The sequence below is a fragment of the Verticiella sediminum genome (assembly GCF_007558815.1).
Lineage (GTDB): Bacteria > Pseudomonadota > Gammaproteobacteria > Burkholderiales > Burkholderiaceae_B > Verticiella > Verticiella sediminum.
Map to the genome: position 1 here is coordinate 1 of NZ_VLTJ01000007.1, position 17,094 is coordinate 17,094.

At 69.0% G+C, this 17,094-nt stretch carries 14 protein-coding genes and 1 pseudogene; 7 read left to right on the forward strand and 8 right to left on the reverse strand.

Annotation, left to right across the window (positions count from 1 at the left end; all coding sequences use genetic code 11):
* The 4 genes from FOZ76_RS03380 to fdxA all read right to left on the reverse strand — a co-directional run.
* A partial coding sequence (locus tag FOZ76_RS03380) for an RnfABCDGE type electron transport complex subunit B (protein WP_143946729.1) occupies positions 1 to 543 on the reverse strand: 543 nt, incomplete at its 3' end.
* Positions 544 to 549: 6 nt separating this feature from the next.
* On the reverse strand, positions 550 to 1,812 hold the full coding sequence (locus FOZ76_RS03385) for a polyhydroxyalkanoate depolymerase (protein WP_143946730.1): 1,263 nt from the start codon (positions 1,810 to 1,812) through the stop codon (positions 550 to 552).
* 151 nt (positions 1,813 to 1,963) lie between these two features.
* Complete coding sequence (locus tag FOZ76_RS03390; RefSeq protein ID WP_143946731.1) at positions 1,964 to 2,764, reverse strand: ferredoxin--NADP reductase; 801 nt, start codon at positions 2,762 to 2,764, stop codon at positions 1,964 to 1,966.
* 17 nt (positions 2,765 to 2,781) lie between these two features.
* Positions 2,782 to 3,105 carry a ferredoxin FdxA gene (gene fdxA, locus FOZ76_RS03395; RefSeq protein ID WP_143946732.1) on the reverse strand — a complete coding sequence of 108 codons (324 nt, stop codon included), beginning with the start codon at positions 3,103 to 3,105 and terminating at the stop codon, positions 2,782 to 2,784.
* A 290-nt stretch (positions 3,106 to 3,395) separates the two neighbouring features.
* On the opposite strand from fdxA, the gene panB reads away from it, so the two are divergent.
* Together panB and pncB are read left to right on the forward strand one after the other, a co-directional pair.
* Complete coding sequence (gene panB, locus FOZ76_RS03400; RefSeq protein WP_143946733.1) at positions 3,396 to 4,256, forward strand: 3-methyl-2-oxobutanoate hydroxymethyltransferase; 861 nt, start codon at positions 3,396 to 3,398, stop codon at positions 4,254 to 4,256.
* A 24-nt stretch (positions 4,257 to 4,280) separates the two neighbouring features.
* Positions 4,281 to 5,453 carry a nicotinate phosphoribosyltransferase gene (pncB, locus tag FOZ76_RS03405; RefSeq protein ID WP_143946734.1) on the forward strand — a complete coding sequence of 391 codons (1,173 nt, stop codon included), beginning with the start codon at positions 4,281 to 4,283 and terminating at the stop codon, positions 5,451 to 5,453.
* Between the two features lie 115 nt (positions 5,454 to 5,568).
* Here pncB and FOZ76_RS03410 read toward each other — a convergent pair.
* A pseudogene (locus tag FOZ76_RS03410) lies at positions 5,569 to 7,197 on the reverse strand (ABC transporter permease); the annotation flags it as partial.
* Positions 7,194 to 8,207, reverse strand: coding sequence for a Fe(3+) ABC transporter substrate-binding protein (locus FOZ76_RS03415; protein ID WP_143946736.1), 1,014 nt, complete (start codon positions 8,205 to 8,207; stop codon positions 7,194 to 7,196). The pseudogene FOZ76_RS03410 and the gene FOZ76_RS03415, both read right to left, overlap by 4 nt.
* Before the next feature lie 204 nt (positions 8,208 to 8,411).
* On the opposite strand from FOZ76_RS03415, the gene FOZ76_RS03420 reads away from it, so the two are divergent.
* From FOZ76_RS03420 to purF, 5 genes are all read left to right on the forward strand, one after another.
* The gene (locus FOZ76_RS03420; RefSeq protein WP_143946737.1) at positions 8,412 to 10,013 is read left to right on the forward strand and encodes an ABC-F family ATPase; all 1,602 of its coding nucleotides are present in this window, start codon (positions 8,412 to 8,414) and stop codon (positions 10,011 to 10,013) included.
* Positions 10,014 to 10,100: 87 nt separating this feature from the next.
* On the forward strand, positions 10,101 to 11,426 hold the full coding sequence (gene folC / locus FOZ76_RS03425; RefSeq protein WP_143946738.1) for a bifunctional tetrahydrofolate synthase/dihydrofolate synthase: 1,326 nt from the start codon (positions 10,101 to 10,103) through the stop codon (positions 11,424 to 11,426).
* Positions 11,395 to 12,336, forward strand: coding sequence for an SPOR domain-containing protein (locus tag FOZ76_RS28125; protein ID WP_143946739.1), 942 nt, complete (start codon positions 11,395 to 11,397; stop codon positions 12,334 to 12,336). Before folC ends, FOZ76_RS28125 begins: the two co-directional genes overlap by 32 nt.
* Positions 12,333 to 12,932 carry a CvpA family protein gene (locus tag FOZ76_RS03435; protein WP_143946740.1) on the forward strand — a complete coding sequence of 200 codons (600 nt, stop codon included), beginning with the start codon at positions 12,333 to 12,335 and terminating at the stop codon, positions 12,930 to 12,932. Before FOZ76_RS28125 ends, FOZ76_RS03435 begins: the two co-directional genes overlap by 4 nt.
* Before the next feature lie 117 nt (positions 12,933 to 13,049).
* Positions 13,050 to 14,507 (forward strand): amidophosphoribosyltransferase, encoded by a 1,458-nt coding sequence (gene purF / locus FOZ76_RS03440; RefSeq protein ID WP_143946741.1) that lies wholly within the window; start codon positions 13,050 to 13,052, stop codon positions 14,505 to 14,507.
* Positions 14,508 to 14,585: 78 nt separating this feature from the next.
* On the opposite strand, the gene FOZ76_RS03445 is transcribed toward purF, so the two are convergent.
* Together FOZ76_RS03445 and FOZ76_RS03450 are read right to left on the reverse strand one after the other, a co-directional pair.
* Complete coding sequence (locus tag FOZ76_RS03445) at positions 14,586 to 15,584, reverse strand: Bug family tripartite tricarboxylate transporter substrate binding protein (RefSeq protein WP_143946742.1); 999 nt, start codon at positions 15,582 to 15,584, stop codon at positions 14,586 to 14,588.
* A gap of 61 nt (positions 15,585 to 15,645) precedes the next feature.
* Positions 15,646 to 17,052 (reverse strand): phenylacetate--CoA ligase family protein, encoded by a 1,407-nt coding sequence (locus FOZ76_RS03450; protein ID WP_143946743.1) that lies wholly within the window; start codon positions 17,050 to 17,052, stop codon positions 15,646 to 15,648.
* Positions 17,053 to 17,094 lie beyond the last annotated feature (42 nt).

The window sequence follows — 17,094 nt, forward strand, 5'->3', positions numbered from 1 at the left end:
GGCGGCGGACGGCGCGGCGACAGCGCCCGCGGCGCTGCGCGCCGATGCCGGGACACGGGCCAGACGCGCCTGGCGCTGGCGATGGCGCTCGCGCGCCAGGCGGGCGTCGTCGCGGGTCCAGTAGCGCTTGGGCTCCAGCGGCACCATGCGGATGCAATCGACGGGACAGGGCGCAATGCACAGTTCGCAGCCGGTACAGGCGTCGGCCAGCACCGTATGCATGCGCTTGTTGGCGCCCGCGATGGCGTCCACCGGGCAGGCGCGGATGCACAGCGTACAGCCGATGCAATGCGCCTCGTCGATGACGGCCAGGGCGAGCGGCCCCTGGCTGCCGCGGCTGCGATCCTGCGCGATGGGTGGGCGGGCCAGCACCGCGGCGAGCGCGGCGGCGCCGGCATCGCCGCCCGGCGGGCATCGATCGGTCAGGGCCGTGCCGTCGGCCAGGGCCTCGGCGTACGGGCTGCAGCCCTCGTAGCCGCATTGCGTGCACTGCGTCTGCGGCAGGACGGCCTGCAGCCTTTCGATCAAGAAGGTTCGGTTCACGGCGGCTCAGCTCGCCTGCGCAACCTGCTCCTGCGCGGCGGGGTTTTCGTAGCGGCGCACGAACTCGGTCACCTGCGGGCAGATGGTCTCGCGCCAGCGCCGGCCGGAGAAGATCCCGTAGTGGCCGCACTTGGGTGCGATGTAGTGCTGCTTCATGTCCGCCGGAACGCCGCTGCACAGTCGCTGCGCGGCCTCGGTCTGGCCCATGCCCGAGATGTCGTCGAGTTCGCCTTCGATGGTGAAGAGCGCGACGTTCTTGATGAGGGAAGGATCGACCTTCTCGCCGTCGACCTCCCAGGTGCCCCGCGGCAAGGCGTAGTCCTGGAACACCGTCTTGATGGTGTCGAGGTAGTACTCGGCGGGCATGTCGAGCACCGCGTTGTATTCGTCGTAGAAGCGGCGATGGCTCTCGGCGTCATCGTCGTCGCCCTGCACCAGGTGCTGGTAGAAGTCGTAGTGCGATTGCAGATGGCGATCCGGGTTCATGGAAACGAAACCGGCGTGCTGCAGGAATCCCGGATACACCTTGCGCCCATGCCCCGGAAAGCGCGGCGGGACGCGATGGATCAACTGGTTCTCGAACCATGAATACGGCTTGGTCGAGGCCAGGTTGTTGACCTGGGTCGGCGAGCAGCGTGGATCGATCGGCCCGCCCATGAGGATCATCGAGCGCGGCAGGTGCGTGTCGTTGTGCGCCGCCATCAGCGCCACCGCGGCAAGCACCGGCACGGTGGGCTGACAGACCGCCATGACATGCACGTCCGGACCCAGGTGGCGGATGAAGCCCTGCACGTAGTGGATGTAGTCCGACAGGTGGAAGGGGCCCTTGCTCGCCGGCACCATTCGGGCATCGACCCAGTCGGTCACGTAGACCTCGTGCTGCGGGAGCAGGGCGCGCACCGTGTCGCGCAGCAAGGTGGCGTGGTGGCCCGAGAGCGGTGCCACGACCAGGATGCGGGGGTCTCGAGCGCGGCTGCGCGGCACCGCGCGCTCGAAATGGATGAGCTTGCAGAACGGCCGGTCGACGACCACGCGCTCGGTCACGGCAACCGTCTTGCCGTCCACCTCGGTGGTGGGCAGGTTCCAGGGCGGCTTTTCGTAGTCCTTGCCCAGGCGGTACAGCAGCTCGTAGTTGGCCGAGATGCGCCGCGAGACGGGCATGTACGCCCACGGGCTGTACGGGCTGGAAAACATCTGGGCGCCGACGTCGGCAAGCGCCACGAACGGGGCCAGCAAGGAGCGCTGCAGGTCGTGAAGTTGGTACAGCATGTCCGTATATCCCTATAGCAGTGGCCTGCCGTTGTGCGGCAGGGCCGGGGGAGGCGGGGCGCGGCGCCGATAATCGGCTTTACTGCATCGCACCATTCTACGCCCGTCGGCCCGCCTCCCCAAGCGGGCCGAACGCACGCTTAGCGATTGTTTACCAATAGTTCTCGACTGCCAGGTTGCCCGGCTGACCGCGCCGCGGCGCGCGAAATCCGCGCTCCTGCACGAGCTTGCGCAGATCCCTCACCATCTCCGGATTGCCGCACAGCATGACGCAGGCCTGCGCCGGGTCCAGCGGCAGCCCGGCGGCGCGTTCCAGCTCGCCGTCGGCAAGCAGCTCGGTGATGCGGTGCGACAGCGCGCCGGGCACATGCTCGCGCGTCACCACCGGCAGATATCGCAGGCGGGCCGGATTCTCGCGCAGGAACTCGCCGAACACCGGGTGCTCGGGCAGCGCGCGCAGGGTGTCGGCATAGGCCAGTTCCTCGCGCGTGCGCACACTATGCACCAGCACCAGCGGACCGAACTGCTCCCAGACCGCGAGGTCGGTCAGCATCGAGAGAAAGGGCGCGAGCCCGGTGCCCGAAGCGAGCATCCACAGGCTGCGCTCCAGCGGCACGTCGTGCGCGAAGCGCTCGATGGTGAGAAAACCGTATGCGGTCTTCTCGACGTACACCGTGTCGCCCACGCGCAGGTGTTCGAGCGCGCCGGTGAACAGGCCGCCCTCGACCACGATGGAGAAGAACTCCAGGTGTTCATCGTGCGGCGAGGACACCATCGAGTACGCACGCCAGACGATCTCGTCGCTGCCCCGGGGTTTGACGCCCAGGCGCGCGAACTGGCCGGCCGTGAAGCGAAAGCCCGGGTCGCGCGTGCAGCGCAGGGAAAACAGCTTGCCCGGCACCCAGGTATGCAGCCAGGTGATCGTCTCGGCGGTGTACTTCTCTTCAGTCATCGGCGGCGGATGCGCGTTCAGCGTTCCAGGTGCTCCAGCTTGCCCGGCTTGTCGTTCCATTCGTCCGCGTCCGGCAGCGGCTGCTTGGTGCGGGTGATGGTGGGCCAGTCCTTGGCCAGCTCGGCGTTCAACTCGATGAAGTTCAGTTGGTCCTGGGGCAGGTCTTCCTCGGCGTAGATGGCATTCGCCGGGCATTCCGGGATGCACACTGCGCAGTCGATGCACTCATCGGGGTCGATGACGAGGAAATTCGGGCCCTCGCGAAAGCAGTCCACCGGACAGACATCGACGCAGTCGGTAAATTTGCATTTGATGCAGTTCTCGGTGACGACGTGGGTCATGCAAAACTCCGTTCGCTGGGCGGGCAACACGCACGGCGCCCATGGAAAATCTGGTTACAGTGCCGCCCGGCGGGGGCGGACGGGATCCTGGCGACGCGCGCAGCGCGTGCGCCCCTGCGTGGGCGTGCAGCTTGCGGCGAGCCAAGGCCAAATAGCCCGCTATTTTACCGCCGCGCGGCCATTCCTGGCAGCCCCGCGGCCGGCTGGGGCCGCCGGGGCGTGTGCTAAGGTAACGGATTGCCACCAACAACAGGAGCGGCGGCCGCCGCATCCCTCAAGGCCGGTTCACCATGCGCCACACGCTTTCCACGTTACGCAAGACCCTTGCCGGCGGCCGCAAGCTCGCCATGCTCACCTGCTATGACGCGAGCTTTGCCCGCCTCATGGATGCCGCCGGTGTCGACACGCTGCTGGTGGGCGACTCGCTGGGCATGGTCGTGCAGGGCCACGACAGCACGCTGCCCGTCACGGTCGACGACATCGCGTACCACACCGCGTGCATCGCGCGCGGCGCGCCGCGCGCGTTCCTGGTGGCCGACATGCCCTTCGGTTCATACCACGAGGATGCGGCGCAGGCCATGCGCAACGCCGTCACGCTGATGAAGGCGGGCGCGCAGATGGTCAAGCTCGAGGGCGGCGCCGAGATCGCGCCCATCGTCAAGCAGTACGTGCTGGCGGGCATCCCGGTCTGCGCCCACGTGGGCCTGCTGCCGCAACACGTCAACGCGGTCGGCGGCTTTCGGGTGCAGGGTCGCGATGCCGCCTCCGCCGAGCGCATCCTCGCCGATGCGCAGGCGCTCGACGCGGCCGGCGCGGCGATGGTCCTGATCGAAGGCGTACCCGAGGACGTGGGCCGCCGCGTGGCCGAATCGGTGGGCGCGATCACCATCGGGATCGGCGCCAGCGGCGCCTGCGACGGCCAGGTGCTGGTGATGCACGACATGCTGGGCATGACCGATCGGCCCGCCCGCTTCGTGAAGGACTTCACGCGCGAGCTCGCGCCGGGCGAAGGCAACCTCATCGAGCGCGCGTTTCGCGCCTACGCCGAGGAAGTCGGCGCGGGGCGTTTTCCCGCGGCCGAGCACGTGTACGCCGCGACCGGCGACGCAGCCGCGGCCTATGGCGGCGCCAACGCCCCCAAGGCCGGCTGACCGGCATCCCGAGCCTCGCCCGCCATGCTGATCGACTCCCTGCTCGACACGGACCTCTACAAGTTCACGATGATGCAGGTGGTCCTGCATCACTTCCCGGCGGCCCAGGTCGAGTACCGCTATCGCTGCCGTGCCCCGCAGGGCGTGGACATGCGTCCGTGCGTCGAGGCCATCCGCGCCGAGATCGATGCGTTGTGCGGGTTGCGCTTCAGCGAAGCCGAGCTGTCCTACCTCGGCGGCCTGCGCTTCATCCGGAGCGACTTCATCGACTTCCTGCGCCTGTTCCACCTGCCGCAGCAGTGCGTCACGGTGGATGCCGACGCCGCGACGGGGCAGTTGCAGATCACGGTGCGCGGCGCCTGGCTGCACACCATCCTCTTCGAGATGCCGGTGCTGGCCATCGTGAACGAGGTGTACTCGCGCCGCTATTGCGCGGAGCCCGATTGGGGCCGCGCCATGGCCAGGCTGGACGCGAAGATCGACCTCGTGCGCCAGGACCGCTCGCTCGCGGGGTTCCGCGTCGCGGACTACGGCACCCGGCGGCGCTTCTCCAAGGCCTGGCACGAGCAGGTGATCGCGCGCCTGGTCGAGCGCCTGGGCGAGAACCTGGCCGGCACCAGCAACGTGCACCTGGCCATGCGCCACGGCATCCGGCCGCTGGGCACCATGGGCCACGAATACCTGCAGGCGTGCCAGGCGCTGGGCCCGCGCCTGCGCGAATCGCAGATCTTCGCGCTGGAGACCTGGGCGCGCGAGTATCGCGGCGACCTCGGCATTGCGTTGTCGGACGTGTATGGCGCGGACGCCTTCATGCGCGACTTCGATATGTATTTCTGCAAGCTCTTCGATGGCGCGCGCCATGATTCCGGCGACCCGTTCACGTGGGGCGAGCGCATGCTCGATCACTACCGGCTGAACCGCGTCGATCCGCACACCAAGACCCTGGTGTTCTCGGACAACCTGAGCTTTCCGCTCGCCATCGGCCTGTTCGAGCGCTTCAACGGGCGCTGCCAGGTGGCTTTCGGGGTCGACACCGACCTGACCAACGATGTCGGCTGCATACCCTTGCAGCACGTGCTGCGCATGGTGCGCTGCAACGGCCAGCCGGTGGCCAAGGTGACCGACACGCCCGACAAGACCATGTGCGAAGACCCGGCCTATCTGGCCTATCTGCGCCAGGTCTTCAGCATCGCCTAAGCGCCAGCCGCCGCGCGCGCCGGCCGCGGTGTCAGGCGGCCGCGGGTCGAGCGAGCAAACCGTGGGTTGCCGGCGCGCTCGCGCCGGCCGGGCCGGTGCGGCGGTGCTCGCCCACGCGAGCGAGCAGCACCACGGGCAGCAGGCCCGCGATCACGATGAAGAGCGCAGCGAGCGCACCGTCCTCGTAGGCGCCGCGCGCCGCTTCGGCATAGAGCAGGGTGGCCAGAGTGTCGATGTTGAGCGGGCGCAGCAGCAGCGTGGCCGGCAATTCCTTCATGCAGTCGATGAACACCAGCAGGGCCGCGGCTGCCAGGGCCGGGCTCAGCAGCGGCAGATGCACCCGCCACAGCAGCCCGCCCGGGCCTTGGCCGAGCGAACGCGCGGCGGCGTCCAGGCTGCCGGGAAGCCGGGCGAGCCCGGCTTCCACGCTGCCCGCGGCGATGGCGAGAAAGCGCACCGTGCAGGCGAGCACGATGGCCGTGCCGGAACCGAGCAGGACCAGGCCCACGCCCTGCATGCCGGCGGCCTCCAGCACGCCGGCGAACCAGTGATCGAAGGCAAGCAGGGGCGTGAGCAGGCCGATGGCCAGCACCGTGCCGGGCACGGCGTAGCCCAGCGAGCCGATGCGCTGCAGCGCGCGCGAGACCGCTCCGGGGGCCACCCTCGCGCCGTAGGCCAGGGCGAGGCCGGCGCACAGTGTGAGGATGGTGGCGGCGGCCGCGAGGGCCAGCGTGTGCCCCGTGCCGCGCCACAGCGCGGGGCTGATGCCGGCGTCGAGATAGCGTTCCAGGCCGGCGTCGAGCAGATAGGCCCCCGGCGCGAGAAAACCCAGCAGCACGGGTACGAAGAGCAGGGCGGGCGTGACCCAGCGGGCGGTGCCGCGCAGCGGGATGGGCGTTAGGCGCCGCGGCGCATTGGCGCTTGCCGCATAGGCAAGCCGGCGGCGCGCGCGGCGCTCGGCGACGATGAGCAGCACCACCAGCAGCAGCATGGCCAAGGCGAGCTGGGCCGCGCCGGCCAGATCCGAGCGCGTGATCCAGGTGGTGTAGACGGTGACGGTGAGGGTGCGCACGCCGAGGAATTCGCTCGCGCCGATGTCGTTGAGCGCCTCCATCAAGGCCAGGCTGGCGCCGACGGCGACGGCGGGGCGGGCCGCGGGCAGTCCGATGCGCCAGAACACGGCGAGCGGGCGTGCGCCCAGCGTGCGCGCGGCCTCGACCAGGCTTGCCGCCTGCATCAGGAACATCGCGCGCACCGTGACGTACACGTAGGGATAGAGCACGCAGCCCAGCAGCAGTATGCAGGCCCACATCGAGCGCACGTCGGGCAGGCGGAACTGGCGCGGACTGTCGTAGCCCAGGAGCGCCCGGATCGCGCCCTGCACCGGACCGATGGGATGCAGCAGGTCCAGGTAGGCGTAGGCCACGATGTAGGTGGGCATCGCCAGCGGCAGCAGCAATGCCCACGAGAGTACGCGCCGCCCTGGGAATTCATGGGCCGTCACCAGCCAGGCGCTGGCCGCACCGAGCAGAACGGCGATCGCGCCCACGCCGGCGAGGAGCACGGCGGTGTCGCGCAGGGCAGGGCCGAGCACCGTGCCGGCAAGCTGGGCCCAATGGCCCACGCCGCCCCGGGCGGCGGCCACGGCCAGCGCGGCCAGGGGCAGCGCCACCAGCAGGGCCGTCAGGACCGCCGGCGCCAGCCAGGCGCGGTCGCCGGCTCGGACGCGTCCCCGCGCTCTCACTGGTCGAAGCCGACCTTGTCGACCAGCTCGCTGGCGAGCTTGCGGTGCGCGGCGATCTTCTCGAGCGGGATCGGGTCGACCTTCAGCTCGCCGAAGCCGGCGAGAACCGGATCGACGGGTGCGCCGGGCTTGACCGGATACTCGTAGTTGGCCGCCGCGTAGATGCCCTGGGCCTCGTCGGAGACGAGGTATTCGAGCAAGCGGATGGCCTCGGCCCGGTTCGGGGCATGGCGCGCCACCGCCGCGCCCGAGACGTTGACGTGGGTGCCGCCACCCTCGAACGTGGGCAGCACCACCTTGATCGCCTCGCCCCAGGCCTTCTGGTCGCCCTTGGCGTCCGGGCTCTTCATCTGGCCCGCGTAGTAGGCATTGGCCACCGCGATGTCGCAGATGCCGCCGAGGATGTCGCGCGCGCCGTCGCGGTCGCCGCCGGCGGCCTTGCGCGCCAGGTTCGCCTTCATGCCGCGCAGCCACTGTTCGGTGGCGGCCTCGCCGTGATGCGCGATGTGCGCCGAGATGAGCGAGGTGTTGTAAGGATGCTGGCCGGAGCGGATGCACAGCTTGCCCTTCCATTGCGGATCGGCAAGGTTCTCGTAGGTGATGCTCGAAAGCGCCGAACCGCGCTCGGCGTAGACAACGCGGCTGCGCAGCGAGAGCGCGAACCAGTGGCCTTCGTCGTCGCGCAGGTTGGCCGGAATGGCCGAGGCGAGCGTCTCGGACGAGACCGGTTGCGTGACGCCCGCCTCGACCAGGTCGACCAGATTGCCGAAGTCCACGGTCATGAGCACGTCGGCGGGGGAGCGCTCGCCTTCGGCGGCCACGCGCTCGGCGAGCCCGTCCTTGAGGGCGATCATGTTCACCTTGACGCCGGTGCTCTTGGTGAACGCTTCCGTCAGGGGCTGGATCAGGCCGGGTTCGCGCGTCGTATAGAGATTGACCTCGGCCGCGTGGGCGAGCGGGGCGGCAAAGAGCGCGGCCAGGGCCAGCGTGTGGCGGGGCGAGAAGCGCATACGTGTCTCCAGATGAAGGGGGCGGCGCGCCCGGGCGGGCGCGGCGAGAACGTGAAGACGAATGATAACCAAATGCTATCAATTCTCAATAGCGAATTTAGTACGGGCGTCGCGCGCCCGGCGCGCAGGGCGTATCGAGCCAGCGCCGCTACGAATTGCTAAAATGACGGGTTTTCCCTCACCCCGCAGCGAGCCCATCCGCCCGTGATCTCCACTTCAAATCTCACCATCCAGTTCGGTCCCAAGCCTCTTTTCGAGAACATCTCGGTCAAGTTCGGCGACGGCAACCGCTACGGTCTCATCGGCGCCAACGGTAGCGGCAAGTCCACGCTGATGAAGATCATCGGGGGGGATCTCGAGCCCAGTGCAGGCAATGTGGCCCTGGAGCCCAACACCCGGCTGGGCAAGCTGCGCCAGGACCAGTTCGCGTACGAAGACCTGCGCGTGCTCGACGTCGTCATGATGGGTCACACCGAGATGTGGGAAGCCATGACCGAGCGCGACGCGATCTACGCGAACCCGGACGCCTCGGAAGAGGACTACATGCGCGCCGCCGAGCTCGAGGCCAAGTTCGCCGAATACGACGGCTACACCGCCGAGTCGCGCGCGGGCGAGCTGCTGCTGGGCCTGGAGTTCCCGGTCGAGCAGCACGCCCTGCCCATGCGCGAGATCGCTCCGGGCTGGAAGCTGCGCGTGCTGCTGGCGCAGGCGCTGTTCTCCAACCCCGACGTGCTGCTGCTGGACGAGCCGACCAACAACCTGGACATCAACACCATCCGCTGGCTGGAGGGCGTGCTGAACCAGTACCGCTCGACCATGATCATCATCAGCCACGACCGCCACTTCCTGAACCAGGTCTGCACCCACATGGCCGACCTGGACTACGGCACGCTGCGCGTCTATCCGGGCAACTACGACGACTACATGCTGGCCTCCACGCAGGCGCGCGAACGCCAGGTCGCCGCCAACGCCAAGGCCAAGGAGCGCGTGCAGGAGCTGCAGGACTTCGTGCGCCGCTTCTCCGCCAACAAGTCCAAGGCGCGCCAGGCCACCTCGCGCCAGAAGCAGGTCGACAAGATCAAGTCCGAGATGGTGGTGGTCAAGCCGTCCTCGCGCCAGAACCCGTACATCCGCTTCGAGCAGAAGAAGGTCATGCATCGCCTGGCGGTGGAAGTCGAGGGCCTGACCAAGGGCTACGACAAGCCGGTCATCAAGGGCTATAGCGGCATGGTCGAGGCGGGCGAGAAGATCGCCATCATCGGCGCCAACGGCGTGGGCAAGACCACGCTGCTGCGCCTGCTCGCCAGTGACGTCGAGCCGGATGCCGGCCTCATCAAGTGGTCCGAGAACGCCGACATCGGCTACATGGCGCAGGACGTTTCGGGCGAGTTCCAGACCGGCGACAACCTCTTCGACTGGATGTCGCAATGGGCGCAGCCGGGCGACGACGACCAGTCGATCCGCTCCGCCCTGGGGCGCCTGCTGTTCTCGGGCGACGACCTGCCCAAGAAGCCCTCGGTGCTCTCGGGCGGCGAGAAGAACCGCATGATGTTCGGCCGGCTGATGCTCGGCCGCCACAACGTCATGCTGATGGACGAGCCGACCAATCACCTGGACATGGAATCCATCGAGTCGCTGCAGTTCGCGCTCGAGAAATACGCCGGCACCCTGGTCTTCGTCTCGCACGACCGCGAGTTCGTCTCCGGCCTGGCCACCCGCATCATCGAAATCCTGCCCGACGGCGAGATCATCGACTACAAGGGCAGCTACGACGACTACCTCGCCTCGCGCGGGATCGAGGGGTGAGGGGATGAGCGCTTCCGCCCAGCCGCCCGAAGGGGGCGCGCTTCCTCCCGCGGGGAGGATGTCGCGCAGCGACAGGAGGGTGTGTCCATGAGTGCAGTGTCGCCTGGACGCAGCGTGCCGGCCGAGTCCGCCGGGCTGGCCGACTGGCTGGCCTATCTGGAGGCCTTGCACGCCAGGCCGATCGAGCTCGGTCTGGACCGGGTGCGGGCGGTGGCCGATCGGCTCGGCCTGTCCCTGGATTGCGTGAAGATCGTCGTCGGCGGCACCAACGGCAAAGGCTCGACCTGTGCCATGCTGGAAGCCATCCTGCTCTCGGCCGGCTATCGCGTCGGGACCTACACGTCGCCGCATCTGATCGATTTCAACGAGCGCGCCCGTGTCAACGGCGAGAGCGCGAGCGATGCCGCGCTGGTGGCGCAGTTGCGCGCGGTCGAGGCCGCGCGCGGCGCCACCTCGCTCACCTATTTCGAGTTCACCACGCTCGCCATCCTGCGCCTGTTCAGCCAGTCCAGTCTGGACGCCGTCGTGCTCGAGGTCGGGCTCGGCGGACGGCTGGACGCCGTCAACATCGTCGACGCGGACTGCGCCATCGTGACCAGCGTTGATATCGACCACGTCGAGTTCCTGGGCGGGAACCGCGAGGACATCGGCTGGGAGAAAGCGCACATCTACCGGCCGGGCCGGCCGGCGATCTGCGCCGATCCCGAGCCGCCGGCCCGCCTGCTGGCCTACGCCGAAGCCATCGGCGCCGATCTCTGGCTGTTCTCGCGCGACTTCAACTACGCCGGCGACCGCCAGCAGTGGAACTACGGCGGCCGCAGCCGGCGGCGCAACGCGCTGGCCTATCCGGCGCTGCGCGGCGCGAACCAGTTGCTCAACGCGGCCGGCGCGCTGGCCGTGCTGGAGGCGCTCGAGGCGCGCCTGCCGGTGCCCCAGCAGGCGGTACGCCAAGGCCTGGCGAACGCGACATTGCCGGGGCGCTTTCAGATCGTGCCGGGGCAGCCGACCCAGATCCTGGACGTGGCGCACAACCCCCACGCCGCCGCCGTTCTGGCGCAGAATCTGGACAACATGGGCTTCTTCCCGTACACCTATGCGGTGTTCGGCATGCTCGCCGACAAGGACGTCGACGCGGTCATCGCGCACCTGGCCGGCCGCATCGATCACTGGGTCTGCGTGGACCTGCCCGGGCCGCGGGCGATGCCGGCCGCCGAGCTCGCCCGGCGCGTCGCTCAGGCCGGCATAGGCAGCCGCGCGGACACCTCGGTTGCCGTCGCCGCAGAACCCGCCGCGGGGCTCGCCGCGGCGCGGGAGAGGGCGGGCGAGGGTGATAGAATTGTGGTCTTTGGGTCGTTTCTGACTGTCGCTGGGGTTTTGTCGCATGGGGTTCTTTACGCGCAACCGAGAGGGTGACGACGACGTCCCCGGTCAACGGGGGTCTCGTCCAGCGGCAGAGGCGGGCACGGCCCGCCGGCGCACTGCCAACAATGGCCGCGACCAGGCCGACGAGCTGCGCCGCCGCGCGCGCCGCCGGCTGGTCGGCGCCATCCTGATGGTGCTCGTCGCGGTCGTGGTGCTGCCCATGATCCTGGACGGCGAGCCGGAGCCCACCCACGACAACCTCGCGGTCCAGGTGCCGAGCCAGGCGCCCGGCCAGCCGAACCTGGCCGTCGTGACGCCCCCCGCGTCGCTCACGAATTCCGAGACGGCCGGGCGCGTCGGCGAGGAAGCGCCGCCCAGCGCCGGCGGCGCCGTAGTCGATCCCCGCGTGCCGGCCGCGATCGCCAACATCACGCCGGTTCCCGGCCATGGCGCCGTGCCGCAGCCGTCCACGCCTACGCCTACGCCTGCGCAGCCGGGCCAGCCGCCTGCCGCGGCCAACCAGCCCAGCACCGCCAAGCCCGAGCCCGCGCGGCCGGCGGCTACGCAGCCGCCGCCTCCGCCGCCCGTGGCCCAGCCGCGCACGCCGCCCAATGCGGCCGCGGCCCAGAAGGAGGCCGAGGCTGCGCGCGCGCTTGCCCTGCTGCAAGGCCAGCCCGTGCCCCCCGCGTCCTCCGGCAACAACGCCAGCGCGCGTTCCGGCGGCGCCGAGCGTTTCGCGGTCCAGGTCGTGGCCGTGCGCTCGCGCGAAGGGGCCGATCAGCTCTTGTCGCGCCTGCGCGGCGCCGGCCTGACCGCCTACATCGAATCCATCACCACGCCAGACGGCCAGGTGCACCGTGTGCGCTTGGGGCCCTATAACTCGCGTAGCCAGGCGGAGAGCGCGCAAGCCAAGCTGCGCGGCCTGCCCGGCGGGTATAGCGGCAGCCTGGTGCCTTTGTGACCGGGTTCGACTTCATCGCACTGGCGGTGTTGCTGTGTTCGACCGCCGTCGGCATGTTGCGCGGCTTCATCCGCGAGGTGCTGTCGCTGTTCGCTTTTGCCGCCGCCTTCGTCGGCGCGGTCTGGTGGGGCCCGTGGGTGCACGTCTCGCTTGCCCCCTACATCGAAACGGAATTGCTGCGGCTGGCCGTGGCCTATATCGGTGTCTTCTTCGCCATCCTGCTGCTGGTGGGCGTGATCAACCTCGCGCTCAGTACCTTCGTGGCCTCGACCGGCCTGGCGCCGGCCGACCGCGGGCTGGGCATGCTGTTCGGCGTCGTGCGCGGCCTGCTGATCCTGTTCGTGCTGATGCTGGGCGCGGGCTATACGGCGCTGCCGGCCGAAGCGTGGTGGCGCAACGCGCTTCTGGCGCGCCCGCTGGAGCAGGTGATCGTCGCGGCCAAGGAGCGGCTGCCGCAGGACGTGGGGCAGTGGATACCCTATCCGTACCAGCCCCCGCCATCCGGCGCGGCGCCGGTGCCCGGGTTGCCCGACATGCCCGGCCTGCCCTCGGTGCGTCCGCCCGACGCCGGCGCGGCACAGGCCGAAACGATTTGAAGCGTCGCGGCGAGCCGCCGCGACTTGAGTAATCGCCGCTTTCCCTCATATCTCCGGCAGGCGGCCATCTTTCTACAACGCGTCCCGTGCGTGACGGCGGGCAGTGAGAGTCATCCCATGTGTGGAATCGTCGGTGTCGTGGCGCATGCGCCCGTCAATCAACTCATTTACGACAGCCTGCTGCTGCTGCAGCACCGTGGTCAGGACGCGGCGGGCATCGCCACCGCACATAACAACGTGTTCAGCACGTTCCGCGCGCGCGGGCAGGTGCGCGACGTGTTCCGCACCCGCAACATGCGCTCGTTGCCGGGCAACGCCGGTATCGGCCAGGTGCGCTATCCGACCGCCGGCTCGGTCGAGAACGAGGACGAGTCCCAGCCGCTGTACGTCAACGCCCCCTTCGGCATCACCTTCGCCCACAACGGCAACCTCACCAACCACGAGGAACTGCGCCGCGAGCTGTTCCAGATCGACCGGCGCCACATCAACACCAATTCCGACTCCGAAGTCCTGCTCAACGTGTTCGCGCACGAGCTGCAGCGCGCCACCACCGGCGTGTCGCTGGACCAGGAAGCCGTATTCCGCGCGATCGCCGAAGTGCACCGGCGCGTGCGTGGGGCGTATGCCGTCGTGGCCCACATCGCCGGTTTCGGCATGGTGGCGTTCCGCGACCCGTACGGCATCCGTCCGCTGGTGATGGGCTACACCGTCACCGACGCCGGCCGCGAATGGATGGTCGCCTCGGAATCGGTCGCGCTGGAAGGCACCGGCTTCACCTTCGAGCGCGACGTCCATCCCGGCGAGGCGGTGTTCATCACGCTCGACGGCGAAGTAACGGCCCGCCAGTGCGCCGAGAACCCGCGCCTGGTGCCGTGTGTGTTCGAGTACGTCTACCTGGCCCGGCCCGATTCGCTGATGGACGGCGTCTCGGTATACAGCGCGCGCCTGCGCATGGGCGAATACCTTGCCGACAAGGTGGCGCGCCAGCTCAACCTCGGCGAGATCGACGTGGTCATGCCGATCCCGGATTCGGCGCGCCCGGCCGCGATGCAGCTCGCCTCGCGCCTGAAGCTGGACTACCGCGAGGGCTTCATCAAGAACCGCTACGTCGGTCGCACCTTCATCATGCCCGGCCAGGCCGTGCGCAAGAAGTCGGTGCGCCAGAAGCTCAACGCCATCGGCGAGGAGTTCGCCGGCAAGAACGTGCTCATCGTCGACGACTCCATCGTGCGCGGCACGACCAGCGGCGAGATCGTGGACATGGCGCGCGCGGCCGGCGCGAACAAGGTCTTCTTCGCGTCCGCGGCGCCCCCGGTGCGCTACCCCAACGTCTACGGCATCGACATGCCGACCAGCTCCGAGCTGATCGCCCATGGCCGCTCTGACGAGGAGGTCGCCCGCATCATCGGTGCCGATGCGCTGGTCTACCAGGACATCGACTCCATGAAGCAGGCGGTGCGCGACGTCAATCCGGCCGTGCAGGATTTCGACGCCTCCTGCTTCGACGGCAACTACGTTACGGGCGACGTCACGCCCGAACTGCTCGCGCGCGTCGAGGTGTCGCGGCGCGGCTAAGCGGTACGAGGCGCCTGCCGCCGATACGGCCGTGGGCCGCGGCCTTTGCCGCGGGCCGGCGGGAAGGCCCTGTGGATGTCACTCGGGCCGGATACGGTTGGCCTGGATGACCCGGCCCCAGACGCCCACCTCGTCGGCGATGAAATCCCGGAATTCCGTCGGCGTGAGGTTGGCGGTGCTCGCCAGGTTGAGTTGGGTGAAGCGCTCCAGCATGGCCGGACGCGCGACGATGTCCGCAACGGCCCGGTTCAGGCGCTCGACCACCGCCGGGTCCAGCCCCTTCGGGCCGAACAGCCCATACCAGCTTTCCATGTAGATCGCATAGCCCTGTTCGGCCATCGTCGGCACCCCGGGAAGCGCGGGAAGGCGCTGGTGCCCGTTGGTGGCGAGGGCGCGGATGCTGCCGTCCTGCAGCATCGGGATCGGCGTGACAGGGTCCACCACGGCGATGTCGACGATGCCGCCCTTCATGTCGTTGAGGATGCGCGGCACCCCCTGGTAGGGAACATGGTTGATCTGCATGCCGCTCAGGTTCTTCAAGGCCTCCATGACGATGTGGCCGCCGGAACCGATGCCGTAGGAGGCATAGTTCAGTTTGCCCTGGCGCGTCTTCACGTAGTCGACCAGATCCTGCAGCGTCTGCACCGGCAGCTTCGGCGCCACGACGACGATGGTTCCCTGGGCGCCAAAGCGCGCGATGGGCGTGAGGTCGGCCCAAGTCTGCTTGACTTCCGGACGCATCGTCACCACCGGCACCAGGGCCGAGGCGAAGCTCATGGCAAGGGTGTAGCCATCGGCTGCGGCGTTGGCCAGGGCGACGGTGACCAGCGTGCCCGAGGCGCCGGGCCGGTTCTCGACGACGAAAGGCTGGCCGAATTCCTTGGCCAGCTCCTCCGCGATCAGGCGCGAGAACAGGTCGGACGCGCCACCGGGCGCGCCCGGCACGAGCAGCCGCACCGGTCGCTGCGGCCATTCCGCTGCCGCGCCGGGCGCAGGCAGCAGGGTGCTGCAGAGCAGGACGAGGCAGCCGAGCGCGGCACGGGCCCAGGGGCCGCGCCGGGGGCGGAACATGAACATGGTCGTCTCCTTGGGTGGTGCAGGGCGCACCGTATCGTTATGGGATGTAGCCCTGGGATGGTCAGCCCGCTTTGCGCAGGTCGAGTACGCGGCGAATCTTCTCGCCTTCGCCGGTGTGTGGACGCAACGCCCCGGGATCGACGATCTCGACGTCGACCTTCGCGCCCAGGTCCGACGCCAGGCGGCGCAGCATGTCCGTGCGCAGCGCATCGGCATCGACCTGAGTCGACCTTCGCTCGATGCGCACGCACATTTCGAGACGGCGCGCCAGGCCTGCACCCGAGTGCGATACGACGCACAGGTATTCGCCGTTGGTACGCGGGTCGGCGCTGACCGTCCTGTGGCAGCTCGAGGGGTAGATATTGGTGCCGCGCAACTTGATCATCTGATCGACCCGGCCCTGCATGGGCAGCAGGCGCTTGCTGAGGACGCCGCATGCGCAGCGGGCCCGGGGCAGCACGGCCAGCCTGTCGCGTATGTCATACCGCAGGTACACCGGAATCTTGCGGTGCAGCGAGGTGAGCACCGCGTGGCCATAGGTTCCGTCGGGCACGGGCCGGCCGTCCTCGTCGAGGATCTCCACGATGACGGTGTCCTCGTTGATATGCCGGGTGCCCGCCTGGCACTCCCAGGCAATCAGTCCGACTTCGTGGGAACCGTAGTTGTCGTATACCGGGGCGTTCCAGGCGTCGCTCAGGGCGCGGCGCACGGTGCCGTCGTCGGCCCCCAGGAACGAGAAGAGGAACTTGGTGCGCAAAGCATGCAGGTCGAAGCCGATGTCCTGCGCCACTGCGGTCAGGCGGCCGAGGTAGTCTGCGTTGGCGTACCAGCCGGCGGTGCCCAGTGTCCGGGCATATTCGAGCTGCTTCTCGCTGGACGTGACGTTGCCCGAGCCGGTCGTCACCGGCACGCCGCCCAGCCAATGATGAACGGCGTTGTAGGCGGACCATCCCGCGTTGGCCAGCGATGCGGTGAACGGGATCTGGATGAGGTCGCCGGGCCGGGCGCCCTGCGCGTAGAGCCCGCGCGCCGTCTGGATGCCCTGGACCTCCAGAGCGACAGGGTCGAACAGGGTCAGGCGAGGAGCGCCGGTCGTGCCGCCGCTGGTCTGCAGTTTCAACGGCAGCACGTCGTCCCACTCGGCGGGCGAGGGCTGGTGTGCGCCGTACGGCGGGCGTGCCTCCTGGCTGCTGCGCAGCTCGTCGCTATCGAAAGTCGGCAGGTGGGGCAGGTCCTCCAGTCCGCGCACATCCGCGGCATCGACGCCGGCGGCGCGCCAGCGTTCGGCGTAGAAGGGCAGTCGGGCCGCGTCCGCGATCCGGGCTCGCAGCCGCTGCTCCTGGAGTTGGCGCATGGCTTCGTCGGAAAGCGCCCCGCTGGTTTCGGCGTAGTGGGGGGGCGGAGGGTAGTCCTGGATCAACCGAGGCCAGTCGACCGAGGTCAGGTAGTACGGTATGGGGCTGTTCATCCCTGTCTCCGTGGGCTGCGCGTGCGGGGGCCGGTCAGGTTC